Raw genomic sequence first — 25,629 nt, forward strand, 5'->3', positions numbered from 1 at the left:
TGAACTGTCCTAATTATGCTGTCTATCCATACAGCAGCAAGGGAGGTGAGGTGGGAGCATGAGGAAGCAGGCAAGATTTGGATTCAAGGCCAATCGCAGGCGGCATTCCAATGCGCATGACCCCTACCCGAAGGTGTGGCTGCCTGTACGAACGCCATCCGTGCATATCACCCCGACCCCTGTAACAAGGAGGGGACCAGGCACAGAAGCAGAAGTACAGACAGGTGAAGAACGGCCACCCGGTTCGTCTTCGGCGGGAAAATTGCTCGTATCCATCATCATTCCGGCTATGAATGAGCAAAAAACGATCGGGGCTGTGGTCCGTGAGGCACGCCATGTTCATCCACATACCGAGGTCATCGTTGTCGAGAACGGATCAAGAGACAGGACAGCCAAGGCGGCAAAAGCAGCGGGTGCGCGCGTGCTTTCCTTCCCGCAGCCATTGGGGCATGATATTGGCCGCCGAGTCGGAGCGGAAGCGGCTTCCGGGCAGGTACTGCTTTTTCTGGATGGTGATATCGTCATTCCCTGCGTCAGACTCAAGCCATTCATACAAGCCGTATGTGCTGGAGCGGATGTTGCACTGAATGATTACCATGGGCCGGTAGAGCGTACGTCGGTGCATCCTGTGGTTGAAGCGAAGCATGTATTGAATATTTTGTCGAAGCGTGCTGATTTAGGAGGGGCATCCATGACGGGAATCCCGCATGCCATAAGTCTAAGGGCTCTAAATAAAATAGGTCTAAAGTCCTTGGAGAAACCTCCGTTATTTCAGGCCATGTCGATCGCTTCTGGCTTGCGGGTGGTGACTGTTCGTGGAATAGCCGTCGGTAAAGTGAATGCGACTCGCAAAAAAATGAACGGCAGGGACCCGCTTACGGATGTGGTTGTACAGGATCATCTTGACGCGATTGCCTGGCTTACATCACATCTGGGGACGCGTGCAGGATATACGGATTTGAAACGCAAACGGATCAGAGACGAGGTGAAGCCGTGAGCAGAGCGTATCGTAAAGGGAGGCATGATGACCGAAGCCGGGGCATACGTCGGGTTCAGCGAAGACATGGAACGACGACCGCGATGGACAGCCGCAGGGTGAGGAAACCTGCGCCCCGACGGAGGGAAATGATCGAAGTTCATCCCAGGGAGGTTCGGGCATTGCCCGGGGATATCCTGCTGCGGGGAACCGCCGCCGCAGTGGTCAGTGCCTGCAACGAGGAATCTACGATTGGCGGGGTGCTGAGCGAGCTGGAAAAGCTGCCGTTTACGGATATTATCGTCGTATTGAACGGTTGCACGGACGGCACACGTTCTATAGTAGCGAAGCATCATCCGGGTGTGACCCTCGTCAGCGTGCCGGATCGGCTCGGGCATGATGTTGGACGGGCGGTAGGCGCGCGTATAACGCAGGCTGATATCGTGCTGTTTGTGGACGGGGATCTTCCGATTCCTGCGGCTGATTTGCTGCCTTTCCTCAACGCAGTAGATCAAGGAACGGATGTGGCGCTTAATGATCTGAGCAGACATTTGCCGCCATACTTCCGACAGGACAGCGTGACCCGATGCAAAGGATTTCTGAACCGCGTGCTGCGCAGGCCGGATCTGGGGGCAAGCTCCTTGACTGCTGTACCGCACGCGTTATCACGGCGTTCGCTGGAGCTACTCGGTCCGGCCATGCTCGCTGTTCCGCCGAAAGCCCACGCTATGGCGGTGTTGCACGGTATGAAGGTGACGGCAGTACATGCTGTCGACGTCATTGGAACAAACCGCAAGCGGGCTTTCAATATCGGCAAAGGGAATGTCATGGAGCAACTGATTGTCGGCGATCATGCGGAGGCACTGGCTGCGGTGTTTCAGGTAGCCGGAGCCTCCCCGCTTGGACCTGTTCCAGCGCGGGCTGACGTCGCCAAAGGGAGGAATGCACGATGAGTCTGACGAGCATTATTATTCCGACCTATAACGGTCTGCACCTGCTCAAGCCGTGTATTGAGGCGATTCGGACACATACAGCAGATGTGCCTTATGAAATTATTGTTGCAGACAACGCTTCAAATGACGGAACGGATGATTTTTGTGAAGCTGAACGGCTGATTAGTATCCGTCTCCCCAAAAACCGGGGTTTTCCGGCAGCTTGTAATCAAGGGCTTCGGCTGGCTTCGGGTGATCAGCTCGTCATTTTGAATAATGATGTGACGGTTACACGGGGATGGTTATCCAATATGCTGGTTGCATTGCGGAGCCAAAGCACAGTGGGACTGGTGGGACCAGTGACGAATTATGCTAGCGGTACTCAGCAGATTGACGGATTAGCAGGGGATTTGGATAGCTGTCTCCAGTTTGCAGAGCAGAATAATGCAAGTAATCCGTCCAGATGGCAGGAGGTCAAGCGGCTGGTCGGGTTTTGTCTGATGTTCCGGCGTGAGCTGATGGGACGGATCGGATTACTGGATGAACGGTTTAATCCCGGGCATTATGAGGATGACGATTATTGTCTGCGGGCACGTGTACATGGCTACAAACTGTTGATGTGCAGTGACTGTTTTGTCTATCACCAGGGGAGTGCGAGCTTTTCACACTCGGAATCTGCCTGGGTCGAAGAGTTGATTGAGCGGAATCATCGTTTGTTTATGGACAAATGGAACATAGACCCCAGAGCGTTTATTGAGACTGGAAATAGCGGAGCTTTAGGCACCGAACATGCTGTCGAAGGAGGAAGGAAGATATGAAAGGGGTTATTCTCGCAGGAGGAACCGGATCGCGCCTTCATCCGTTGACTTCATTACTCAACAAGCATCTGCTTCCGGTCGGCAAGTATCCCATGATCGTGTATGGTATCGAAAGACTGCGGCAGGCGGGGATTACCGATATGCTTCTTATTATTGGCAAACAATCGGCCGGGCTGTACACCGATTTTCTGGGCAGCGGCAGCAATTATGGTGTTCAACTGACGTACCGGATTCAGGAAAAGGCGGGCGGCATTGCGGAAGCACTCGAACTGGCGAAAAGCTACATGGAGCCAGGAGAAAAATTCACCGTTTTGCTGGGTGATAATCTGTTCAAGGAAGATCTGGGACCTGTTATTGAACGGTTCGGGCAGCAGCCTCCGGGGAGCGCCAGAGTATTGTTAAAAAAGGTGGCAGATGCCCACCGCTACGGAGTACCCGTGTTTGATCCCGAGCGGCCTGAGAGCATAGCGCGGATTGAAGAAAAGCCGCAGCATCCCCAGTCCAGATATTGTGTAACTGGCATCTACATGTACGATACCGCCGTGTTCGATAAGATCCGGCAGATTACACCTTCGACGCGTGGCGAGCTTGAAATCACGGATGTAAACAACTGTTATGCGGCAGAAGGCAAGCTTGAATACGACATTTTGCGGCGGTATTGGAGCGATGCGGGGACCTTCGATTCCCTTCAGGAAGCCGGGGTGAAAATGAAAGGGCTTCTGCCCTGATCTCAGCGATACACCAACCGGCCGGGCCAGGCATATATTATGGGCATAATGCCACCCGGAGGAGTGAACGGCATGAAACGCCTGAGTATAAAAAGGAAACACAGCAAGCGGCTCAGTAAGAAAGGCTATTGGGCGGGATATAAAAGGGGTCAGGAGCAGGGTAACAGATTGGGCCAGGCTTCGTTCGGCAAGGTCTTTGAAGGCGTCAGTATTATCATTCCGTCCTATAATCAGCTTCATCGGCTTCGCACCTGTATTGATCGTATTGAGGAAAATACAAGCTGTCCGCATGAAATCATCGTGGTGGATTGTGGCTCAACGGACGGGACACGCACCTATCTGCTGCGTAAAAGCATCGCTGTGCGTTACGCGCTACTCCAAAAGGATATCCATTTGACAGGCAGCTTGAATCAGGGATTGATGATGGCGAAAGGCACCACCATTGTGGTGCTGAACCCCAATGCGCTGGTAACGCCAGGCTGGCTGGATCGAATGCTGGAGTGCCTGCACAGTGATCCGCGTATTGGTGTCGTTGGGCCTGTAACGAACGGTCCGTTCGGAGAGCAACAGATTGAGGTACCTTATACGAACGAACATGAAGCGCGTCATTTCGCAATTTCCCATAATGTTTCCAATTCGTCCGCATGGCGGGAAACCCAAAGTCTGGTCGGATTTTGTTTGCTGCTGCGCAGAGAGACGCTGGAAAAGACGGGCTACTGGGACGAAGCCTGTCACAGCGGTCAGGAGGCAGATGCAGATTGGCTGTTGCGTGTACGTTTGTTGGGGACACGTCTGGCTATTGCGGGAAATGCGTTTATCCATTGCACAGAAAGTGATCGGGATACGGCTTATGCCTTCCCCCAGACGACCGGAGAAGGCGGTTTGACGGAGGATGGTAGCCGGAACCGATCCTTTTTTGTCCAAAAGTGGGGGGATACGGATAAGCTGCTCCACAGCCTCAAATTCGGCACATCAGAGCCGGACAGCCCGACATCGCCAACCAAGGCCCGACACGGGTCAGCGGCAATCTTTTATCCCGTTGGAGCACTCGTTAAGGGACCGTCTGGTGCAGTATATCGGCTGGAGCCGGGGAGAAGACGCCTTCTGCATGGAGTCAGTGGTGCGGGAGGTGAGGACGTTGTCCCGGTCAGGGTATCCCAGCTTGATCTGCTGGCCCTTCCGCTGGTACCGAAGCCGGAGGTGACGATCTCCGATGTCACGGATGCACCCGTAACTGCACAGCCAGGTGTTCTGGAAAATGTGGAAACTGTGCATATTCCCGGCGAGCATGCACCTGTGCTGGCCGCTCCGGAACTGGAGAACATGCCCGCATTGCCTACACTTAATATTCCGGCTCAACGCATGCGATGGATTCAGGTCCTTTATGCGGAAGGCGAGCAACTGTATCAGATCGGGAAAGGCTGGAAAAGGCCGTTCCTTACCCCCTATGCCGCCATGAGCTGGCGGGCGGCTGACTACCGGATTCGGCTGTTGGCCCCCGCCGATTTATCGGCTTTGACGGAGGAAAGACCCATTATTGCACCACCGGTATTGCACGGGCATTTATAATGCCCGGAATAGGCGCTTTTAGGCGGAACCGACTCCACGCTGCCGCATACGCTGTAGTAGCGGAAAGCCCGTAGGCAATTCGTGCGTTCCGCACGGCGGAGCACATAAAGGAGGGGCTTATGCATAACCAGGTAGATGATTTGCTGATCCATATTTCGCACTCGCAGCAGCAGATGTCAAGGCTGTTGGATGCGGAACGGCAGGTGGTCGTGCGCATGTCGCAGATCATACATGAACTGCCGGACGAAGAGCCGCGTTTTGACGGAATTCCGGGTATTCTCGACAGCTCGGGACAAGTAAACAAAAGCATTGTTGCCTACTTGAACGGTATTGCCGATCTTCAGGAAGCAATGGCTGAAATGCTCGTTCGCGTTGTGAAGGAAACGTCATACCCGGACGAGGAGTAACGCACTAACCGAGGGCAGGGAGTGAACACATGAGCAGGGAACAAGCGATGCTCCATATGCTAGACGCAGCCTCCAAAATGCAGTGGAATGTGTCCATAATCCTGGAGGCCAAGGCAGTAGAAGCTGAAAAAATGCGTAACTGGACGCTGAATCATCTGGAGCCTAACGCATTTGAAACAGATGAAGAGCAGTTGGGACGGCCTTTGGAAATTCATGAGCAGATGGTGGAAATGCTGGAGGGTTTAACCCGGCTTCAAACCGGACTATGCAGCAATCTCAAGGCATTACTGGATCAGGATGAGCAGGGCGGCGGAATGGAAGGAATGATGGGAGGCATGGGAGGCATGGGACCGGGGGATATGAGCTAATGAGCATGAGGCGCGAACGTGAGATCAAGCTGGATATGATGGAGTCCATTGCTGCCAGCCAGCACGCGGTTGCCCGGATGCTGAGCAGTCTTGCGGACTTGACGCCCCATGCGGATATTTCCGCTGCCCGTCTGGAAGAAAACATTCGTTTGCTCAGCAACTATCAGGGGGAAATCACGCAAATGTTGGCTGGCATCCCGTTAAGACGACAGGTATACGGAAAACCGGCTCAGCCGTTGCTCCAGTTGCCTGTTTCAAAAACGCAAGAACGACGAGGAAGCTAAGGAGGAATGAGAATGAGTATAAGGTGGGAACGCGTCACGCGGGGAAAAGTCCGCAAAAGACGCAAAGGTACCCGGCGTTCGAGTATCCGAAGATTAAAGCTGAGAAGAAAACGTCTGCTCGCTTTAAGACGTCGTAAAAGAGGGCTTCATTCCGCCCGTAGAAGTCGTTCTCTTCGGCGTAGGCAGAAAAAGCCTCAGCCCAACCCGGCGACAGCCCCTGCTGCGGAAAATCCACAGCCCGAGCCTGTTGTGCTGGAGCATGATCCGCAGGCATTTCAGCAGGGATATGATGCGGCCTATAACGAGGGCTTCAATTCAGGCTTTGCCAAAGGCTACGAGGACGGGCACCAGGTCGCTTACAAGGCCCAGTAAACTGTGAACATCATCTATTGCCGCTGATCCCCCGAAGCTAACAGCTTCGGGGTTATTTGTGGTTTGGCAGATGGACGGGCAAACGCCAATTTTGTCCGGGCAGTGGCAGTCGTCCATGATGCGTTTGACCCCTCCGCATATAGTTTAGGAGTGACAGAAGTTTATTCTACAACAGGACAGGGTGAAGGATGTGAACGATCAACGAAGCGAAAATGAACGCGAAGCCTATCGATGTGGCTACCGGGAAGGACGCAGAATGGGCGGTTGCACGGCTGCTCTGTCACAGGTCGTGGCTACGGAGCCTGCTGTTCGCCAGTTGAAAGTGCTGTACATTCCGCAAGGCTTCGCCGCCATAGACACCGGGGTACAAGAGGCATTAAGCCAAACATGCAGCCAATTGGTCATCGGTACTCCTGCCACGATGCTGGCTGACGCCGAGGCTCACCGTCCAGACCTCGTACTGGTCATGAACGGGCTGCATGTTTTTCCGGCGGATCATCTGGAGCAGGTGCAGCAAATACGGGGCCTGGGTATTCGGACGGCCATATGGTTTGTAGATGATCCCTACTTTACGGAGGATACGGCGTTGATCTGCCAATCCTACGATGTTGTATTTACGCACGAGATGTCATGCCTGCCGTTTTATCGAGATCAGGGAGTGGCACAGGCACACTATTTGCCGCTTGCTGCGTCAGCCCGGATATTTTATCCCCGGCGGGTGGAGCGGGAGCACCAGCATGACATTTGCTTCATTGGAAATGCCTTCTGGAACCGTGTGAAGCTGTTTGACCACCTCGCTCCCTTCTTGGCGGACAAAAGAGTGCTGATCGTAGGTGGGCACTGGGATCGGCTGACCCGACGGGATGTGCTGGAACGATTTATCCGTCCAATCTTCATGGAGCCGGAGGAAACAGCCAAATATTATAACGGCTCCAAAATTGTTATCAATCTGCACCGTCCAACGGACCCCGGACTGGATAACCGGAATACGCATCAGCTATCCGCGGAGTCCATTAATCCCCGGACCTACGAAATTGCTGCCTGCGGCACGCTCCAGATGACGGACATTCGGAAAGATTTGGACCGCTATTACCGACCAGGCTATGACATTGAAACCTTTGGTGGAGCAGAGGAGCTGAAGGTCAAGCTGGACTACTATCTCAAGCATGACTGGGAACGTGAGCGCATGGCTTGGCGCGGGCTGCACACCACCATGCAAAAGCATATGTACACGAATCGTATGGAAGAATTGCTTGACCAGGCGATGGCCTAAAGTAAACACCAAAAACAGTGAGGAGTGAAAGTGATGACGATATCTACGACAGGACCGTTTGACCCGGCCACAACCTCCTGGGAAAAGGGGAGAACTGCGGGACTTGGTGACGGATACGACGAAGGCTATTTGCGCGGACGCGCCAATGCGATTCTTGCCCGGACGAAGGCGGTCTTCCCTTTTCGGCAAATCCATGTGCTGTATGTAGTCTCCGGTAAGGGTCTTCCCTATTCTCCACTGGATGAAGCGGTGATCACCACGTTGCAAAGTATGACGGCTCAGGTTACCGTAACCGACCCGCGTCAGCCAGTAGGTGATATTGCTACCCAGCTCCGTCCGAATCTGATGCTGGCGCTGGATGGGATGGATCTTCCGCTGGAGCAGGTGAAAGCAGTACGTCAGTTGGGCATTCCGACCGCAATCTGGCTGACGGATGATCCCTATTACACGGACACGACGACCAAAATTGTTACGCATTATGACCATGTGTTCACGCTGGAGCTGAATTGCATCGAAATGTACCGCCAGCTCGGCTGTTCGTCTGTACATTACTTGCCCTTTGGGGCATTTCTGACTCAATATTTCCCGCTTAGCTCTCCCGCTTCCGTACGGCGTGAAATCGGATTTACCGGCTCGGCTTACTGGAATCGCATCTATTTCTTTAATCCGATTATGCCGCAGCTTATGGCCCGTAATATTAAAATCAACGGAATCTGGTGGGATCGTCTCCCTGATTATCAATCGTACGGCGATAAAATCGAGCTGGGCCGCTGGATGTCTCCAGCCGAGACGAATGACACGTATAACGGCAGCAAAATTGTCATTAATCTTCATCGTTCACATCAGGATGATTCCGTGAATAACAATGCTCTGAAAATTCCGGGAGCGTCGCCGAATCCGCGCACGTTCGAAATTTCTGCCAGCGGCACCTTGCAGCTCGCCGACACACGGGATGATCTGGCTCGTTTTTACAAGCCGGGGGAAGAAATTGAGACGTACAGTTCCCAGCAGGAGCTGCTGGAGAAGATCGAGTTTTATTTGACACACGAAAAGGAACGCCGTGAGATTGCCCTGCGTGCTCTGGAACGGACTCTGCGTGAGCATACGTATGGTCACCGGATTGACCAGTTGCTGTCGGTCGTATTACCTTAATTCGGTTCAAACGCCCGATGGTCGTTATTTTAAAGGAGGTGAACTCCGATCAAACCGAAAATGATGCTATTCAGCCATGTTAGCAATGTCCGCAGCATTACGGGAGCGGAGAAGTTGTTATTGCAATTTTGTGTAGACATTCGTATGTACTTCGATTGCATTCTGGTGACGCCCGCTGAAGGACGGCTGACCACAATTGCCCGCAAGCGTGGAATTACCGTCCAAATTCAGAACCTCCCCATGCTGCATGGTATGTACACCCCGTATGAGGGATTGGCACAGGATGCGGAGAATTTGCGAAATCATGCCGCGTACGCACCTTTGCTCCAGCTGCTACGACAAGCACGTCCAGATGTGGTACTGGTCAATACCTGTGTGAACGTCATGCCCGCGATGGCTTCCCATGAGTTGAATATTCCAGTGGTCTGGAAAATAACCGAAGTCATTAACCAGAATGAGCATACACCTGTCTCGGTTTCCATCATCGAGCGTTACAGCCGATGGGTCATCGGCATTTCACAAGCCGTTTTGCGGCCTTTGCACGGAGCGGGGCTGACGCTTCCCCACACGGTGTTATCTCCATGCCGGGATATGGATATGCCGCCCCACAAAGAGCATGTGCTGCAACGGAAACGCAAACGTGAAAAGCTGGGATTAAAGGCATCGCATATTTGTATTGGTTATATTTCTTCCTTTATCTACGAAGCCAAAGGACTGCTGCCTTTTGTTCAAATGGCTCTGAAGTTGTGTGAAACGAATTCGCGCTGTCGCTTCTGGATCATCGGCAGCTCGGTGGACTCGGAATATTACGTAAAATGCGTCTCTTTAATTCGCCAATCCCCCTACAGTCGCCGATTCCAGTTCAGCTCATTTGAGGAATCTGTATCCACTGCCTATAGCGCGATGGATATGGTCGTTATCCCAAGCATGGTGGAGGAAGGCTTTGGTCTGACGGCATTGGAGGGACTAGTTTACGGCAAGCCGGTTGTGGCCTTTGCGCAGGGTGGACTTGTGGAGCTGATGGAGGCGACCGGAAATACAGAGTTTTTGGTAGAGCCGGGAAACAGCGATATGCTGGCGGAAAAAGTGGGCTATCTGCTCAATCATCCTCAGGAAGTGGAACGGATCGGTGTACGCAACAAAAGCGCTGCTATGCGTGTATACGGACCTGATTCCTATAAAACCAGCCTGCACGTCATGGTCAGCCAATGGGTGTGCCATAATCCGCAATGGTTCCCGCTGATTCGGCAGCCGGGAGGACCGATATGGACACGGGAGGGAGAAGGGCTTCGTCAGGTCACTGCGATACCAGAGGCTTTTACCAGCACCATTCGGGAATTTCCCGAATCGGTGGTCTGCCAACTGCCTGTGCTTGGTCTGCCGCCTATTGAGTATGTGGCCATTCCGGGCTTGCCGCAGCTACCCGCTCCTGTGCCGGAGCCATTGCCAGACCCGCCTCACGACAAGCGTGGCATTCGGGCGAGATGGCCAGTGGGTCGCAAGCATAGCAGATCGCGTAATCGCAAACGCAAGGGTAAGAGCAACACTAGCAGTAGAAGCCATCGCATGAGCAGCGTTCACTGGTTTCCACTATCAGGGCTTCTGCCGAAATCTAGGTCGAAACAGAAGCCCAGGTTGAAGCGGAAGCTTAAACGGAGACTCAAGCTCAAGCGCGTGTCGAGGCATCTGCATCCGAACAAGCGGAAGCGGCTAGCGCTCAAGGCTGGACGCCACAAAAAACAACGGTCCGGGTGAAAGCGCACCGGACCGTTGAGGTGAGCGTTTAGCTGGAGCACAGACAGTCTACTGGAAAACAACGACAACAAAGGTGGGTTCCAACACGATGAAAATATTGACCGTGCTCGGCACAAGACCGGAAATCATACGGCTCAGCCTGATCATTCCGAAGCTGGATCACCATGCGGATCAGCATGTGCTTGTGCATACGGGCCAAAATTACACGGAAAGCCTGAGCGGGCAGTTCTTCCGCGAACTGGGGCTGCGTGCCCCGGATTATGTGCTCCAAGAGAAGGCGGGGACACTGGGTAAACAACTGTCTGCCATGTACTCGCAGATGGAGGATATTTTAAACAAGGAGCGCCCGGATCATGTGCTGCTGCTCGGTGATACGAACAGCGCCCTGTGCGCTTTGCTTGCGGAACGTATGGGCTACCCGGTCGTGCATATGGAGGCGGGTAACCGCTGCTACGATCTGGATGTGCCGGAAGAGAAGAATCGCCGCGTCATTGATGCGATTTCTACGATTAATATGCCGTATACGGAGCAAAGCAAGCAGCATCTAATACGGGAAGGCTTTCCGAGCCAACGAATTATATTGACCGGAAACCCGATTTACGAAGTGATGCAGCATTACGAGAAAGAGGTGTCCGGCAGCGACATTTTGAAGAAGCTGGGACTGTCGCCAGGGGAATATTTCCTGGTGACCGCCCACAGAGCCGAAAATGTCGACCATCCGCCGCATTTGCTGGCTATACTGGATGGCCTGAATCGGGTAGCGCAGCAGTCCGGACAACGGGTCATTTGCAGTATTCATCCCCGCACTGCCGCTCGTATCGCGAGCCATCCGCCGATCCAGCTTGATCCGCTGGTGGAGTTCCACGAACCGTTTGGTTTTTTTGACTTCGTACTGCTGGAGCGGCATGCACGCTGCGCTTTGACGGACAGCGGCACCGTGCAGGAGGAATGCTGCGTCATGGGTGTGCCGACGGTCACCATGCGCCGGACGACGGAACGACCGGAAACCGTGGATTGCGGCAGCAATATCGTGTCCGGGCTAGATGGAGAGGTTATAGCGAACGCGGTAGCCTTAATGATCGGGATGAAGCATAAGTGGCAGTGTCCCGCAGGATATCTGGCGGAGGATGTGTCAGATAAGGTAGTCAAATTTCTGCTTGGAGGGAAACGGCATGTTTGAAAACCAACGTATCTTGGTTACCGGCGGTACCGGCTCCTGGGGGCATGAGCTGGTTACCCAGTTACTGCCGCGTAACCCCAAAGAGGTCATTATCTTTTCGCGCGGAGAATCGAGTCAGGTTGCGATGAGCAGGCAGTTTGAGGATGAACGACTTAGCTTCTGCATCGGGGATATTCGGGATAAGGATGCACTGGTTGCCGCCTGTCAGGGTGTGGATTATGTATTTCATTTGGCGGCTCTCAAGCACGTACCTGTATGTGAAGATCAACCCTATGAAGCACTCAAAACGAATGTGGTAGGCACCCAAAACGTGATCGAAGCCGCTGTCATCAATCAGGTCAAGAAAGTCATTTATATATCGACTGACAAGGCCGCGAACCCATCCAATTTTTACGGGATGACCAAGGCGATTGGTGAAAAGCTGATTGTCTACGCCAATTTGCTGAACAGCGATACGCAGTTCGTTACGGTGCGTGGCGGCAATGTATTGGGCACGAACGGAAGTGTGGTGCATCTTTTTCAGAGTCAGATTCGCCAAAAGGGTACCGTTTCGATCACGGATATGAACATGACGCGCTTTTTCCTGACTTTGCGGGATGCGATCAGTCTACTGTTCAAGGCGTCGGTGGAAAGTATCGGCGGGGAAATTTTCATCATGACCATGCCAACCTGCCGCATTGTGGATTTGGCAGAGGTGCTCATCGAGGATTCGGGCGTAGAGAATGTAGAAATTGTAGAAAAAGGTGTCCGCCCCGGCGAGAAAATTCATGAGATTTTAATGAGCGACTTTGAAAGTCTGACGACGGTTGTATACGACGAGCAGTATTTGGTCATTCTGCCAACGCTGAATATCCCCCAACTAAAGGATCGCTACAAGCAATGCCCTCCAGTGTCGTTCAGCAGCTTTAGCTCGGAGTTCAATCTGATGTCCAAAGAGGAGATACGGAGGATTCTCCAGAGCGGGGGGTTCATTAAATGAAGCTTCTTATTTTGGGCGGTAACGGCATGGCAGGCCATGTGCTGGTCGAATACTTTCAAAAGCAGGGCGGATATCACGTGTTCTACACCACGCGTGATCCCAAGAATAAAGGTGGCCTGCTGCTGGATGTGAACGACAGTTTTATGGTGGAGCAACTGGTGCGGAGCGTGCGGCCTGACATCATTATTAACGCGGTGGGTGTGCTGAACCAGTATGCCGGAGAGGATCAGGTTACAGCATATCAAATTAACGGTCTGCTGCCGCACCTTCTCCAGCGGACGGCGGATAGCATCGACGCCCGTTTCATTCATATCAGCACGGACTGCGTATTTGAAGGGAAGCGAGTGCGAGGTCTATATCAAGAGACGGATCAGCCTGACGGGACAAGCGCCTATGCATTGACGAAAATACTCGGAGAAGTGAAGGCACCGGGACATCTGACGATTCGCACCTCCATTATCGGCCCGGAAATCCGGCCGGGGGGCATTGGTCTGCTGAACTGGTTCTTGCAGCAGAGCGGGGATGTTGACGGGTATCGCCGTGTCTTTTGGAACGGGGTTACTACGCTGGAACTGGCTAAGGCTATACGGGTGTTGATGAATGGGCCGCTGGATGGACTCATTCATCTGGTTCATCCTGAACCGATCAGCAAACATGATCTGTTGCTGTTGTTCAAGGATATCTGGAAGAGGGAGGATATTCAGATCGTGCCGAAGGATGAGCCGGTGCAAGACCGGACACTTCGTTCTACCCGGGCCGATCTGCTCTACGATGTTCCTCACTACAGCATCATGCTGAAGGAGCTGCTGGAATGGACAGAAGCACAGCGGAACAACGTCGGCCCATCATTGTAATTACCGGAGCGGCAGGCTATACCGGGATACACGCCTGCCGCCATTTTGCAAAGCTCGGCTGGGAGGTAGCGGCGCTGACCCGCACGGCTGTTTCCGCCCGAGAGCTGATCTTGCAGTTGAACGGTGATGAGAACTCCAGCGCAGATTCTTGCACCGGCTTCTACATCACGTCTTATGTATGCGATTTGCTCGATAAGGAACATCTTCGTGAAGTGATAGGCCAAATTGCGCCCGATTATGTGCTTCATCTGGGTGGTAAAAATTCGGTGCCCGAATCATGGCAAAGCCCGCTGCTCTATATGGAATCCAATGTGCTGTCCACGCTGTATCTGCTGGATGCGCTACGCCCTTTTCCCACAGCCCGGATTGTCGTGGCGGGTTCCCGGCTGAAAGCGGCTTTGCAGGCTCCGTATCATCCGTCGCATCCGTACAGTCTCAGTAAAAGCCTTCAAGAAGCAGTCGCACTCTCCTGGAGCGCGTTGTTCGGCCAATCCGTCATGCTGGCAGAGCCTTGCAATCTGATTGGACCGGGTCCTTCCACCGGCTTTTGCGCATTGCTGGCAGGTCATATCATCAGTACAGAACGCATGTACACGGAGCTGGCAACCGAATCAGCACCTGAGTCTTTGCCCGCACTCGAACCTGCACCGTTCCGGGTATCTTCCCGGCATGCACAGCGTGATTTTCTCGACGTGCGCGATGCCGTCCGCGCATACGGTGTGCTGCTGGAGCAAGGGGTGTCGGGGCAGGTTTATCCGGTCTGCACAGGCCGAATCGTGGAACTGGGCAACATCGTGGAACGTATGGTTGCACTGGTAGATACACCTGTCGCCATCCAATGGGGGGACGCGGCAGAGTCAGCGTCTACAGATGCATACCGGGCCAAGGAGCTGGAGGACATGGGGTGGAGGCCAATCATACCGCTGGGACAATCGCTGGAGGATATGATCCGATACCACCGAGCCGGAAAGGAAGGAACGATATGAGACCGAGTGTAACAATCGTCATTCCATTTTATAACTGTGGATACGTGGATCAGGCTCTGCAAAGCGCATTAGAGCAAACCTACGGTCCGCTTGAAATTATTGTCGTTGATGACGGTTCCACGACACATACCGAAATGCTTCAACCTTATCTTCCATATATACATTATTTAGGAAAAGCCAATGGAGGAACGGCCAGCGCACTGAATCATGGCATTCGGCATGCTAGTGGCGAATACATTGCGTGGCTCAGCTCAGATGATACCTATCATATGGATAAAATAAACAACCAGGTATCTTTTATGGTGGAACAAGGCGCGTATATCTCTCACACCAATTTCAATTTCATCAATAACTACAGCCAGATTACAAGCCATCAGGCAGCGGCTGTGTTTCCTTCCCTACCGGAGTTTTACCGGTTTTTCCAGCAAGGAAATCCGGTCAACGGATGCACGGTCATGTTTAAAAAGGAGCTGTTCTCACATATCGGTCTGTTCGATGAATTGCTGCCGTATACCCATGATCTGGATATGTGGTACCGAGTGATGCTGGCGGGATACCCATTTCCTTTTCTGAACGAACCGCTGGTCAACTACCGTTGGCATGATGAAATGGGAACCCAAAAGCATTGGCCGGCCGTTGAGAGGGAGTACAGCATAACTCAAGCACGGTATCGAGATCGCTTCAGTCAGTTGTTGAACGGTTTTTCCTAATAAAGCCGGAAGTCTGTCAGGAGGGATTGATATGGTAGATACAGGTATTGTGATGCCGCTATACAAACAGGAATTCGGCTATCTGCAAGCCGCGATTTCATCTGTGCTGGCTCAGAGCTATAGGGAATTCCGCCTCATCATCGTTATTGACGGAGCGCCGGAAATGGTGGGACCAGCGCTCCACGCAGCAGGGGGAGACCCGCGTGTCCAGTTGATTACACTTCCTGAGAACAAAGGAGTATCCAGTGCCCTCAACCGGGGGTTTGACGAGTTGTTCCAAGATCCTGCGATCACATATGTGACCTGGGTATCCAGTGACAATGTATATTATCCCGGCTTTATAGAACGACTGCGACGTGAGCTGGAGCACGGGCCGGACTCGCTCGGCCTTGTATTCTCCACCTTTCGCCAGATTGATGCTGCAGGAAGCCCGTTGTATGATGAGCAGCATCAACAAGCGCTGATCTGGTATCAGAGCCAGTCGCATGAGGAACTGCTGAACGCCAGCATTGTTGGGGTTTCATTTATGTACAAAAGCAAATATGCCCGCCGGATCGGCGGCTATCGGTTGCAACCCGTGGAGGATTATGATTACTGGCTGCGGCTGACCGAGACGTGCAGCATGAAATTCATCCCGGAGATCCTTATGGATTACCGGGTGGATTCCGCTTTTAGTGTATCGGCCAGCTTGCACAGCCAGAAGGAGCATCGACGCTGGCGGCACGCATTTCAAGTCGCCAAGCATGAGGCGAGAGCGCGCCGGGGTATTCCGCTTGAAATGACCATTTTAATGCCTGTCACGGATATGACTCAGGCTGAGCCGTTGCTGGATCAGCTGCTGGAGCAGCATTACAGCAATTGCTTGGTGCGGTTGCTGGATCTTACGCCGGAACAGGGCGCCTCTTCCTTCCTGCCGATGATGCTCGATCCTCGGCTAATCATAACGCCGAGACCACATTATTCCGTCGAGGAAGCATTGGTTCAGGCGATTGGGGAAACGGTGACCCGCTTTGTAGTATGCTACGGTGCCAAACCTTATATCGCCGTGACGGATCTGCTGTATCTGACTGATTTACTGCGCCCGCTACAGGATACACATGCCTTTTCCTATTATACAGATGACCACTCCACCATAGGCAGCGGCCGAGGAGTTCAGTCCGTGCCGCCGGAATGGAATTACGTTTATTACACCAATAGGCTGCATCAGGTGCTGGAACAGGGTCGCTTTTAGCTAACAGGAGACAGCGCGGCGATCGTGGTCAATTCTGACTGAAGGACACGATGCTCCTGTACAACATTGCCGAACTGGTCCAGTCCGAAGTTGGAAAGTACAACATTTGCGGGTGCAGCGGAGACTACGTTGTATTGTACCTCGTAGGCAAGTACTCCTTGTATAAAGAAGGTGCGTCGGGCAATGGAGTTTGCAGGTACGTTAACCGATGTCACGTACAAGGGGATCTTGGTATCCGGTACGAGCGAGAAAAAAATTTGTATGGTCACGGTTGCTGCGTTTACCGTATCCTCATTCACCAGATTCACAACAACATTGGAGCAGGCAGTACCAAAATCCCTAGTGTTTGTCATATAGCCGGTTGTAAAAGCCAAATGAATCATCCTTTCGAAAACAGAATATTGGAAAACCCCCGAAGGGATGCTCCTATACTATGAATCTACTGAATAGAAAGCTTGTATGCTTGTCGGTAGGCTATGCCGAAAAAAAGGTATATTTTTGAAGATACTTCTTCCATGATTACTAATTTGTAATGAAGGAATGCTCGCCATGCCCTTTAATTTTCAGGTGACACCCAGCGGCTTTCCCAATTGTCATGTTTTCCAGTGTTCACAGGATGGAGGGATAACATTAGATGTATTTCTGGCCGAATCGGCGGACGGGGGGCAGACCTTTACGAACTGCAGAGTAACAGACAACTCCTTTAATCCTAACGGGAATAGTCCGGTCCCGGTCGTCACGATCGGTAATTTCATTGATGTGACCATCGTGCCGAATAACGGATTTTTTGCGGTATGGACAGATGCGTTATCCGGCTTTCAGCAAATTTACGGGAGTGACGGAACGTAGCATAGCGTACTAGACAGGGGAGGTGAGGTTGTTGTGAAAATTTTACTGGCTACCTACTGGCCGATCCCTCATTTGGGAGGCGTGTGGCCGTTTATGCTGCAAATTAAACGACGGCTGGAGCTACAGGGTCACACCGTGGACCTGATGGGCAACGGGCCGGATATACCCAAATACCATATTGTTTTTGAAAATAAGGAACTGCTGAAGGATCAGTTGTTGCCCATGCTGAACACGAAGTTGAATGAGGCGGTTGTACCTGTATTACACAAGGACTCCTGGGTGCAGACGGTGGAAAAGGACCGATACTGCATGGAACTGGCGGCGGCATATTTTGGAGTTGAACAGTATGATGTCATTCATACACAGGATGTCATTGCGACACGTGCCCTAAGCCGGGTCAAACGTAAGGATAGCGCACTCGTGGCCAATATTCACGGCTCGTTGGCCCGCGAAGTCATGATGGCGCTTGAACGAGATCAGGAGCCGGGATATCGGGAATCGTTGATGTGGAAATATTATTGGGCGCTGGAGCACTATGGGGCGCTATCTGCTGATATTACCATTACGTCTACGGAATGGATGAAGCAGACGCTCGTTCGTGAGTTTGAAGTGTCTGAGCAACAGATTGCTACTTTCCAATATGGCCTGGATACTGAACACTTCTGGGAAGTCCAAGCAAAGGGAACGGACATGACACGACCCACAGGAAAAAAGGTCATTATTTGTCCTTCACGACTGGTATATATCAAAGGGTTGCATTACTTAATGAGTGCTCTTGGTTTGCTAAAAGAACGGCGTACAGACTGGATTTGCTGGATTGTTGGAGAGGGGGACAAAAGGGAAGAACTTCAAACACAGGCGGAGGAGCTGGGGCTGGTGGAAGAGGTGGTTTTCCTCGGGCATCGTGAAGATGTGCCTGCCCTTTTGCAACTGGCAGATATTTTTGTTCATCCGAGCATACAGGATAATCAGCCGTTTTCGGTTATGGAGGCGCAGGTTTCAGGGCTTCCGGCAGTGGTATCGGATGCGGGTGGACTCCCGGAAATGGTGGAGCATGAACATACTGGACTGGTTTCCCCGGTTGGCGATGTGGAGGTGTTGGCAGCTCATTTGCAGCATTTGCTGGCTCAGGATGACGTGCGCATGGCTATGGGGGACCGTGCCAAGACATGGGGAACTGCGCATTGGTCTCTGGATGTAATGATTGCACAGCTCATCAATATTTACGGGCAAGCGCTCAATCTAGTACGTTGATTCGATAGTGAGGAGGGGGAACATGACTTTTCCTGTAGTTGGAGACTTGTACAACCGTATTTTTGAAATCGAGCAATCGCACCCGGATTTTGAGGTGGATTATGAAATATGGAACCGGATTAACACCTCGTTACCGGAACATTATAAGCTACCGGACACCGAAATTCTGGAACGTATCAAACAAACTGTGCCATGATAACGACAGTCATTCTGAATTGGGACGTCCGTAATGCATATGAATATTTGACTGTTTCATTACATTTGGAGCAAGTGTAAAAGGCAGGCCGGGAATCACTGAACTGCCCCCCAATTGTTAGACACGAATAACATTTGGAGGTGCAGTTTTTTCATGACTAAATTTAATTTAGAACAGAAAAAGGATGCCGTTCTGAGATATCAAGCAGGGCACGACTTATATCAGAGATGCTGGACAAGGCATTCGTAAGGTTAGCTGAAGAGGATGTATTACTGGAATTTTCTTCTATATATGTCCAATTGTCGTTCTCGTATTTAGGTATAATCCGTCCTGACACAATAAAGCCCTCATTCTCATTCGACTATCTATTGACTTTTAAATTCGAAAATCTCATTAACAGCTTGATGATATCCACCTGATTTTCGAAAGGATTCCCTAATATTTGCAACAGCTTTCTTGAAAGATGAGAGGCTTAACACATGATCTACAGCTTCACGTAGTTGATTTGCAGTCAAGCTTTGCATTTGTAATTTAATGCCTGCTCCGATATTGGCGACTTGCCCCGCAATGATCGGCTGATCCGCGCTTTGTGGGATTACAATTAGTGGAACCCCGTAATAGAGACCTTCATTGGTACTGTTCATTCCACCATGTGTAATAAATAATTTAGTGTATTGCAGTACATCAGTTTGTGGAACATAATTTTTTACGAAGAAGTTTTTAGGAATTTCCCCTAAATCAGAAATTTGGGTTTTATTACCAATAGACATGACAATAGTATGATCAGTGTTCCCAAATGCCTCAAAACAAAGCTTATAGAAATCAATGGCTTGGTTAAAGACTGTACCCAGTGAAATGTAAATTGGTTTTTTCCCCTTGATTGCAGTAAAGTCGAAGTTTTCTTGAATTAATCGTGAAGAGATGGATGGACCTACAAATTTATAAGTTTGGTCGAATGCTTCTCCATAAGGTTGAAACTCCCTTGTTGTATAAACGATTGTAAGTGGTGCAGGATTACAAAACACTTCGTAAGGAGAATGGATCTCCACATCATATTTTTCTTTCACCATTTCCGTCAGGCTTTGAAATTTATCGATTATAGGTTTAACTATTTCTGTAGGGACTTTTATAGAAAATTGTTCCAACGTTTTATCGAATGAACCTTTTGTCTGCGCAAAAGAGGTACAAGAGTTGATTGCAGGAAGCTTAAGTATTTGAGCGAGTAAACGTCCACAACCAAACATGGAATCATGGATGATGTAATCAAAATGCTCTCCTTTGATCTGTTCAAGAACGCTTGGTATGACTATATCTGCCGTAAGTAAAAGACCGTTGATTCTTTCGAGTAAATAATCTCTTCCACCTGAGATAAAGGCTTTTATAAATTTTTGATCGTCAAATGTTCGTACTGAAGCTCCCGTCTTCTCAATACGCTCCCGAAAAGCTTCTATAGAGAAGTACACTACCTCTTCTCCACGCGAAATAAGCTCTTGCACAACTCCAATAGTCGGATTGATATGTCCCTCTGATCCACCATTAATAAATAAAACACGCGCCATTTCTACCACTCCTTAGGTATACTGTTCTCTAAATTGTGTAAGAGTAAGGGGCACTGTCCCCTACGATTGCTCGAATCAATTAATGGAATCAAGTTTATCATAGTACAATTCTTGAAAATCTCAAAACTTTAAATAACTATATTTTACCAATATTCTACCCGTTAGCTTAATGACGTATTGTCAGTCTACAACTTTATTTCAACGGTCTAATACTTTATTTTATTTAAATAGTAAAGGGAACTGTTACGATAATGCGGTGATTGAAAACTTCGTTGGTATCATCAAATCCGAACTTCTATATCTAAAAGAATTTGACAACATGGAGCACTTCAAGCAAGAACTGGCGAAGTATATGGATTACTATAATCACAAACGTATCAAGGCCAAATTAAAGGGTATGAGCCCCGTACAATACCGAGCCCATACCCAACAAGTTGTCTGAAATAAATTATCTAACTTTAAGGGGGCACTTCATCACATCCCGGCCTGCCTTTTGGGTGATTACAGATCATGTTCCGTCCGGGTTTTCATCAACCGAATCTTCGTAGACGGAGCCTTGGATCACGAGTGGACCCGTGACAACGGCCCGGCGGTCTGCCGATTGCACGGTCAGGCAATATACATATGGCGCTGTCTGTTTCACGGTTTCCTCATACCTTAGCTCGGCAAAGCCCTCCTGATAGCAGGAATCCTGCAGCCAGTCCAGCACGGAACCCTGCCCGTCGTTGCGACGCAGCCGGATATCCAGCTCTCCGATATCCCAGTTGAGCAGCGGATTTTCCCATGCCAAGGAGGCTTCAATGACAATACGTCCTTCAGACTCACTCGCAGGAATGATCAACGTAGATAGCACGTTCTCCTGTCCGGTGACCTGAAAAGGTAGCGCATATGTGCCTGCATCGGCTTTGTTTTGTACCGAATATTTTAACATACTTTTCTTCCTCTCCTGTCCGTGTATTAGGGCGTCACGGTAAAATGACTGGCTGTACGCATAGCGACCACGTTCCCATCCTTTACAAATTCAGCCCAAATAAATAGCGTTTCCGGATTGCATATACTTGTGACCACCCGCAGGTAAAAAGGATTTTGGGCTGTCTCCATATCCTTGAGCTGTACTACGGAGCCAGCTTCGGGAGAAGTGCTCAGGCTAAGTAGCTGCCGTCGGAAAACGCCGCTATCATTCCCTATTTCCAACAGTACATCGACAGGTCTCTTTTCACGATTGAACAGGGTCACATGGCAGCTCTGTATACTGGCGCTGTGATAAGCGAGGTGATGATCAGCAGATAAAAGAAACACGGACATATCATGTAGCCTCCTTGAATTCTGTTGTATACCAGCCCTATATCATATGAAAATTTGTCATGCCTGGACTGGATAGTTGTACGCCTTTTTTGACAGAATACGCGCCGAGGTCCAACCCTTTTAGCCGAGCTGTGCATGTAATGTAGCGAGGAACAACCTGCGGCTTGAGGAAAGGGTCGCTTTAAAAAAGGAGGCACGGCTATGAGACTTGCACAGCTGGCAGGGGAATATGATGCGGTCTTCAGTTTGGGGCAAAACTGCACGCCTGCCATTCAATTGGAAAAGAACCGCCTGCGGCCGTTTGCCGGGGTGCTGGACTGGATGATGTCTGACACGCTGTCCGATGTGAATCGCTTGCTGGAAAACCGGTTTGCCGGGTTTATGAATTTGCCTAATTTAAGTGTTGTTGGTACGAGCCAACTGAATTATATGGTCAGAGATATCGATTATAACGTGATCTCGGTACATGATTTCCCGCAGGAACGCAATACGTCCGCCGATCTGGCGACTTATCCGGAGTTCAGGGAGAAGATAGACCGCCGTATCGAACGTTTTTTTGCAAAAACGCAGAAGGCGCAGCGCAGCTTGTTCGTCCGTATGCTGGGAACCTATGCAGAGGTAGAGGAACTGGAGCGCATCTTGTCCGGCATGGTGGCGCATGAATTTCGTCTGCTCATCGTTAACTGTTCCGGTGTAACAGAGTTGACCGAGTTGGACTGGCAGCTTGCGAATGTATGCGCGGTGGAAATGCCTTTTGCCGATGTATGGAATTACCAAAGTGATCCGCACTGGCGTACGCTTTTTGGGGGAATGTCCTTGTCATCGGAAAGGGGAGGACGGCGTGCTTGAGCGATTGCAGGGGGATTATGACGCTGTATTCAGCCTGGGAGGACATTGCCTGTCTTCCATTCAACTGGATAAAAACGGACTGCGTCCGTATGCGGGGCCGCTGGACTGGATGATTTCCGGCAACTTGTCGCAGATCAGTCGCTTGCTGGATGCCCGTTTCGCCGGATTTATGGACCTTGCCAGCCTGCGTGTCACGGGGCATGATTACGGCGAGTATAACTTCATGGTCGAGGACGCGTCGTATGAGATTACGGCGGCACACCATTTTCCCGTTACCCAGAATACATCGGAGTATCTGACTTCCTATCCTGCATTTAAAACGACGCTTGATCGCCGCATCGCACGTCTATTGGAGAAATCTGAGCTTGCGTCCCGTCTGCTGCTGGTTCGTCTGGGGGGCAGCCGGGAGCAGGCGGTAGAATTGCACACCGTGTTATCAAGGATGATCACCCACGATTTTCGTTTGTTATTCGTGGATTATACAGGGACTGCCGGTGTGACGGAGCTGGATTGGGGGCTGGAGCAACTGGTTTCAGTGGCGCTGCCGCCTGAGGATATTTGGAGCGGGCAGGATGAGATGTGGCGCTTTATGCTGGCAAACGTCAGGCTACATGTCTGAACAACGGGAAGGTACGTCATAGATTGTCTTTGGTGCTTGTGCTTGTGCCTGCGCCAAGCTGTAGAGCGCCGCATAACATTATGGGAAAGGAAGAAACTTGCTTCGGTTCAAAAGGAGGGTGCGCTAGTGAAGGCTTTGGTCACCGGGGGAGCCGGATTTATTGGTTCCCATCTGGTGCGTGCGCTTGCTGATTCGGGCATCAGGGTGCATGTGCTGGATAATCTGACGACCGGGAATGTCGCAAATGTGGACCCGCGCGCGGTCATGCATATGGCGGATATCCGCAGCTCCGAGACCCGGACGCTGCTCATTCGGGAAAGCCCGGATATTGTGTTTCACTTGGCGGCACAGGCCGATGTCCAGCAATCCATCCATCGACCGGATGAGGACGCAGATGTGAATGTGATGGGGACGATTCATCTGTTGCAGGCTTGTCATGAAGCCGGTGTATCCAAGCTGATATTTGCGTCCACATCCGGCGTATACGGTGAACTGCAAAAGCAATGTATTCAGGAAGACGATCCCGCGGAGCCGATTTCGGGCTACGGGCTTTCCAAGCTGACCGCAGAATCGTATATCCGTCTTTTTCATCGGTTATATGGCATGAATTACACGATTTTGCGTTACGGGAATGTGTATGGTCCCGGTCAGGCGGCGAAGGGAGAGGGCGGTGTAGTCGCTCTTTTTATGGATCGGCTGAAAAAAGGAAGCCCCTTGCTCATTCACGGCGACGGAACGCAAACCCGCGATTTTGTGTACGTCAAGGATGTAGTTAGAGCGAATCTGGCGGCTATACGTGCAGCGGATCAGCGTACGGTGCATGTGAGTACGGGACGAACCACGTCCATCAATCGGCTGGCCTACGATTTGCTGAAGCTGCACGGCTCGTCCGTTCGGCCCGTGTATTCAGCTGCGCGGGCGGGAGACATTCACCATAGCTGTCTTAGCAACGCAGTCGCGAGACATTGGCTTCGATGGGAGCCGCTATATGGCATCTCTGCCGGATTGAAGGAAACGTATGTGAGCAGTATGGGTTCAGGCAAAGAAGGCATGTAGCGGGAAAGCGTGTGATTCAGGAAGGGGCTGGGGGATCAGCCTCTTTTTTATGGATAGCCTGGCAGCTACTTATAGGAAAATATGCACTTACCTGATAGAATGGTCAGCAGTATAGATCACAGGTTTCACAAAGGAGGAGTCTGAACCCATGTTGAAGCAGGCTTTAAGAACAATAGGTATCATCCTGGTCACATGTACGTTATTGCTGGATGCAGGTTCTTTTTCTTTAGCAGCCGGTACAACTGTTGCTGCCGGAGCTTCGGACGGAACAACGGATAGCAGTACTACGCAGAACTTGACCATTGAGAAGAAAAATAAATTGCCCAAGGGATTCGTGTATCTGGATGAAGTGATTCCTGCGGCGCAATATGAAATCCGCTATTATAGTGAGAATAACTTTGTCGGCAGACGGATTGATGGATATAAGGGGCCTTTTGCGATCATGACCCATACAGGTGCAGCGGCTTTAAAAGGGGTTAGCGACGATCTGGCAGCCAAAGGGTATCTGTTGAAAGTATACGATGCCTATCGTCCGCAAAAAGCCGTGAATCATTTTGTTAGATGGTCGCAGGATAGCGGTGATGTGAAAATGAAGCAGCAGTATTACCCGAAGCTGGATAAGCGCAATTTGTTCAAGCTGGGCTTCATCGCCAGGAAATCCGGCCATTCACGGGGCAGCACCGTGGATTTGACGCTGGTGCACATCAAAACGGGGAAGGCTGTCGATATGGGGAGTCCGTTTGATTTTTTCGGTGATATTTCCTATTACAATACGAAGCTGATCAGCAAGACACAGCAGGCGAACCGAAAAATCCTTAGGGATGCTATGGTGAAGCGTGGCTTCAAACCTTACAACAAGGAATGGTGGCACTTTACGCTGATGAAGGAGCCTTATGCTAAAACATACTTCAATTTTGATGTGGAATAGGAAATATGGGACGATTTAACTAAAAAGGATAGGCAGCTAACCTCCATGGAAGGCGTCAGCTTCCTGATGGGAGACTGCCGCCTTTTGCTATTCATCGAAAAATGTCTACATGTTCATTATGATTCGCCAGCCAGCTTCAAGGCTTGATCCAGCACGGCGGCACCGTTTCCTCTACCGTAAGCCATCGTGTCAATGACATCCACAGGGATTCCATAGGGAGCTGCAATTTCGGCAACCGGCTTTTTACGCATCCGTACTTGAGGACCAAGCAAAATAGCAATCACAGAATCTTTAATGCCTTCCAGCTCTTCCTTAATGGTACTTTCGGGGATGGCTTCGATGTTCAGCTCTATGGATCTTGCTGCTGCTTCTTTTTTCATCTTGGAAACCAGAATGGATGTCGACATACCTGCAGAGCAGGCCAGAATAATTTTTTTCAT

Annotated in this window: 30 protein-coding genes and 1 pseudogene; 26 read left to right on the forward strand and 5 right to left on the reverse strand. The window is 50.9% G+C overall.

The features are described 5' to 3' along the window. Positions 1 to 58 precede the first annotated feature (58 nt). The 18 genes from ACQ4MX_RS20955 (at position 59) to ACQ4MX_RS21040 (ending at position 16,574) form a co-directional block, all read left to right on the forward strand. A complete protein-coding gene (locus ACQ4MX_RS20955; protein ID WP_431087107.1) occupies positions 59 to 997 on the forward strand; it encodes a glycosyltransferase family 2 protein in 939 nt (312 codons plus the stop codon). Between the two features lie 83 nt (positions 998 to 1,080). Next, complete coding sequence (locus tag ACQ4MX_RS20960) at positions 1,081 to 1,929, forward strand: glycosyltransferase family 2 protein (RefSeq protein ID WP_431091375.1); 849 nt, start codon at positions 1,081 to 1,083, stop codon at positions 1,927 to 1,929. Beyond that, entirely contained in the window at positions 1,926 to 2,726 is an 801-nt protein-coding gene (locus ACQ4MX_RS20965; protein WP_431087109.1) for a glycosyltransferase family 2 protein, read from the forward strand. Before ACQ4MX_RS20960 ends, ACQ4MX_RS20965 begins: the two co-directional genes overlap by 4 nt. After that, on the forward strand, positions 2,723 to 3,454 hold the full coding sequence (locus tag ACQ4MX_RS20970; protein ID WP_134912917.1) for a sugar phosphate nucleotidyltransferase: 732 nt from the start codon (positions 2,723 to 2,725) through the stop codon (positions 3,452 to 3,454). Before ACQ4MX_RS20965 ends, ACQ4MX_RS20970 begins: the two co-directional genes overlap by 4 nt. Positions 3,455 to 3,526: 72 nt before the next feature. After that, positions 3,527 to 5,023, forward strand: a complete 1,497-nt coding sequence (locus ACQ4MX_RS20975) for a glycosyltransferase family 2 protein (RefSeq protein WP_431087110.1) — start codon at positions 3,527 to 3,529, stop codon at positions 5,021 to 5,023. Between the two features lie 119 nt (positions 5,024 to 5,142). Further along, positions 5,143 to 5,430, forward strand: coding sequence for a nucleoside-diphosphate sugar epimerase (locus tag ACQ4MX_RS20980; RefSeq protein WP_431087111.1), 288 nt, complete (start codon positions 5,143 to 5,145; stop codon positions 5,428 to 5,430). 29 nt (positions 5,431 to 5,459) lie between these two features. After that, complete coding sequence (locus ACQ4MX_RS20985) at positions 5,460 to 5,798, forward strand: restriction endonuclease subunit S (RefSeq protein WP_431087112.1); 339 nt, start codon at positions 5,460 to 5,462, stop codon at positions 5,796 to 5,798. Next, a complete protein-coding gene (locus ACQ4MX_RS20990) occupies positions 5,798 to 6,082 on the forward strand; it encodes a hypothetical protein (protein WP_431087114.1) in 285 nt (94 codons plus the stop codon). The genes ACQ4MX_RS20985 and ACQ4MX_RS20990 overlap by 1 nt, the downstream gene beginning before the upstream one ends. A gap of 12 nt (positions 6,083 to 6,094) precedes the next feature. After that, on the forward strand, positions 6,095 to 6,454 hold the full coding sequence (locus tag ACQ4MX_RS20995) for a hypothetical protein (protein WP_431087115.1): 360 nt from the start codon (positions 6,095 to 6,097) through the stop codon (positions 6,452 to 6,454). A 181-nt stretch (positions 6,455 to 6,635) separates the two neighbouring features. Next, entirely contained in the window at positions 6,636 to 7,727 is a 1,092-nt protein-coding gene (locus ACQ4MX_RS21000; RefSeq protein ID WP_431087116.1) for a CgeB family protein, read from the forward strand. A 33-nt stretch (positions 7,728 to 7,760) separates the two neighbouring features. Then, complete coding sequence (locus ACQ4MX_RS21005) at positions 7,761 to 8,879, forward strand: CgeB family protein (RefSeq protein ID WP_431087117.1); 1,119 nt, start codon at positions 7,761 to 7,763, stop codon at positions 8,877 to 8,879. 60 nt (positions 8,880 to 8,939) lie between these two features. After that, positions 8,940 to 10,634 carry a glycosyltransferase gene (locus ACQ4MX_RS21010; RefSeq protein WP_431087118.1) on the forward strand — a complete coding sequence of 565 codons (1,695 nt, stop codon included), beginning with the start codon at positions 8,940 to 8,942 and terminating at the stop codon, positions 10,632 to 10,634. A gap of 88 nt (positions 10,635 to 10,722) precedes the next feature. Continuing rightward, on the forward strand, positions 10,723 to 11,814 hold the full coding sequence (gene wecB, locus ACQ4MX_RS21015; RefSeq protein WP_431087119.1) for a non-hydrolyzing UDP-N-acetylglucosamine 2-epimerase: 1,092 nt from the start codon (positions 10,723 to 10,725) through the stop codon (positions 11,812 to 11,814). After that, positions 11,807 to 12,793, forward strand: coding sequence for a polysaccharide biosynthesis protein (locus ACQ4MX_RS21020; RefSeq protein WP_431087120.1), 987 nt, complete (start codon positions 11,807 to 11,809; stop codon positions 12,791 to 12,793). The genes wecB and ACQ4MX_RS21020 overlap by 8 nt, the downstream gene beginning before the upstream one ends. Beyond that, complete coding sequence (locus ACQ4MX_RS21025) at positions 12,790 to 13,647, forward strand: dTDP-4-dehydrorhamnose reductase family protein (RefSeq protein ID WP_431087121.1); 858 nt, start codon at positions 12,790 to 12,792, stop codon at positions 13,645 to 13,647. The genes ACQ4MX_RS21020 and ACQ4MX_RS21025 overlap by 4 nt, the downstream gene beginning before the upstream one ends. Beyond that, positions 13,605 to 14,633 (forward strand): NAD-dependent epimerase/dehydratase family protein, encoded by a 1,029-nt coding sequence (locus tag ACQ4MX_RS21030; RefSeq protein ID WP_431087122.1) that lies wholly within the window; start codon positions 13,605 to 13,607, stop codon positions 14,631 to 14,633. Before ACQ4MX_RS21025 ends, ACQ4MX_RS21030 begins: the two co-directional genes overlap by 43 nt. After that, the gene (locus ACQ4MX_RS21035; RefSeq protein ID WP_431087124.1) at positions 14,630 to 15,343 is read left to right on the forward strand and encodes a glycosyltransferase; all 714 of its coding nucleotides are present in this window, start codon (positions 14,630 to 14,632) and stop codon (positions 15,341 to 15,343) included. The genes ACQ4MX_RS21030 and ACQ4MX_RS21035 overlap by 4 nt, the downstream gene beginning before the upstream one ends. 31 nt (positions 15,344 to 15,374) lie before the next feature. Then, positions 15,375 to 16,574: a glycosyltransferase family 2 protein gene (locus ACQ4MX_RS21040; RefSeq protein ID WP_431087125.1), complete on the forward strand. Its 1,200-nt coding sequence runs from the start codon at positions 15,375 to 15,377 to the stop codon at positions 16,572 to 16,574. Here the strand turns inward: ACQ4MX_RS21040 and ACQ4MX_RS21045 are convergent. Further along, positions 16,571 to 16,948, reverse strand: a complete 378-nt coding sequence (locus ACQ4MX_RS21045; RefSeq protein WP_431087126.1) for a hypothetical protein — start codon at positions 16,946 to 16,948, stop codon at positions 16,571 to 16,573. The genes ACQ4MX_RS21040 and ACQ4MX_RS21045 overlap by 4 nt on opposite strands. Before the next feature lie 175 nt (positions 16,949 to 17,123). Here ACQ4MX_RS21045 and ACQ4MX_RS21050 point away from each other — a divergent pair, with 175 nt between their 5' ends. From ACQ4MX_RS21050 to ACQ4MX_RS21060, 3 genes are read left to right on the forward strand one after another with little or no spacing between them, the layout of a single operon-like run. After that, the gene (locus ACQ4MX_RS21050; protein ID WP_431087128.1) at positions 17,124 to 17,423 is read left to right on the forward strand and encodes a hypothetical protein; all 300 of its coding nucleotides are present in this window, start codon (positions 17,124 to 17,126) and stop codon (positions 17,421 to 17,423) included. Positions 17,424 to 17,456: 33 nt separating this feature from the next. Beyond that, positions 17,457 to 18,677, forward strand: a complete 1,221-nt coding sequence (locus ACQ4MX_RS21055; RefSeq protein ID WP_431087129.1) for a glycosyltransferase family 4 protein — start codon at positions 17,457 to 17,459, stop codon at positions 18,675 to 18,677. Positions 18,678 to 18,699: 22 nt separating this feature from the next. Continuing rightward, the gene (locus tag ACQ4MX_RS21060) at positions 18,700 to 18,873 is read left to right on the forward strand and encodes a hypothetical protein (protein WP_431087130.1); all 174 of its coding nucleotides are present in this window, start codon (positions 18,700 to 18,702) and stop codon (positions 18,871 to 18,873) included. A gap of 365 nt (positions 18,874 to 19,238) precedes the next feature. Here the strand turns inward: ACQ4MX_RS21060 and ACQ4MX_RS21065 are convergent, their stop codons facing one another. After that, a complete protein-coding gene (locus ACQ4MX_RS21065; protein ID WP_431087131.1) occupies positions 19,239 to 20,432 on the reverse strand; it encodes a macrolide family glycosyltransferase in 1,194 nt (397 codons plus the stop codon). Positions 20,433 to 20,655: 223 nt separating this feature from the next. Between ACQ4MX_RS21065 and ACQ4MX_RS21070 the strand changes: the two are divergent. After that, positions 20,656 to 20,874 (forward strand): annotated as a pseudogene (locus tag ACQ4MX_RS21070) (IS3 family transposase); the annotation flags it as partial. A gap of 66 nt (positions 20,875 to 20,940) precedes the next feature. On the opposite strand, the gene ACQ4MX_RS21075 reads toward ACQ4MX_RS21070, so the two are convergent. Next, entirely contained in the window at positions 20,941 to 21,363 is a 423-nt protein-coding gene (locus tag ACQ4MX_RS21075; RefSeq protein WP_431087132.1) for a hypothetical protein, read from the reverse strand. Positions 21,364 to 21,389: 26 nt separating this feature from the next. Beyond that, positions 21,390 to 21,737 carry a hypothetical protein gene (locus ACQ4MX_RS21080; RefSeq protein WP_431087133.1) on the reverse strand — a complete coding sequence of 116 codons (348 nt, stop codon included), beginning with the start codon at positions 21,735 to 21,737 and terminating at the stop codon, positions 21,390 to 21,392. 201 nt (positions 21,738 to 21,938) lie between these two features. Between ACQ4MX_RS21080 and ACQ4MX_RS21085 the strand changes: the two genes are divergently transcribed. The 4 genes from ACQ4MX_RS21085 to ACQ4MX_RS21100 all read left to right on the forward strand — a co-directional run bounded on the left by ACQ4MX_RS21085 (position 21,939) and on the right by ACQ4MX_RS21100 (position 25,189). Beyond that, positions 21,939 to 22,586 (forward strand): DUF1796 family putative cysteine peptidase, encoded by a 648-nt coding sequence (locus ACQ4MX_RS21085; RefSeq protein ID WP_431087135.1) that lies wholly within the window; start codon positions 21,939 to 21,941, stop codon positions 22,584 to 22,586. Continuing rightward, positions 22,579 to 23,205, forward strand: a complete 627-nt coding sequence (locus tag ACQ4MX_RS21090; RefSeq protein WP_431087136.1) for a DUF1796 family putative cysteine peptidase — start codon at positions 22,579 to 22,581, stop codon at positions 23,203 to 23,205. Before ACQ4MX_RS21085 ends, ACQ4MX_RS21090 begins: the two co-directional genes overlap by 8 nt. Positions 23,206 to 23,331: 126 nt before the next feature. Beyond that, positions 23,332 to 24,261: an NAD-dependent epimerase/dehydratase family protein gene (locus ACQ4MX_RS21095; RefSeq protein ID WP_431087137.1), complete on the forward strand. Its 930-nt coding sequence runs from the start codon at positions 23,332 to 23,334 to the stop codon at positions 24,259 to 24,261. A 148-nt stretch (positions 24,262 to 24,409) separates the two neighbouring features. Continuing rightward, positions 24,410 to 25,189 (forward strand): M15 family metallopeptidase, encoded by a 780-nt coding sequence (locus tag ACQ4MX_RS21100; RefSeq protein ID WP_431087138.1) that lies wholly within the window; start codon positions 24,410 to 24,412, stop codon positions 25,187 to 25,189. 116 nt (positions 25,190 to 25,305) lie between these two features. On the opposite strand, the gene ACQ4MX_RS21105 is transcribed toward ACQ4MX_RS21100, so the two are convergent. After that, entirely contained in the window at positions 25,306 to 25,629 is a 324-nt protein-coding gene (locus tag ACQ4MX_RS21105) for a PTS sugar transporter subunit IIB (protein WP_134912935.1), read from the reverse strand.

Source organism: Paenibacillus sp. 8b26, assembly GCF_050626875.1.
Lineage (GTDB): Bacteria > Bacillota > Bacilli > Paenibacillales > Paenibacillaceae > Paenibacillus.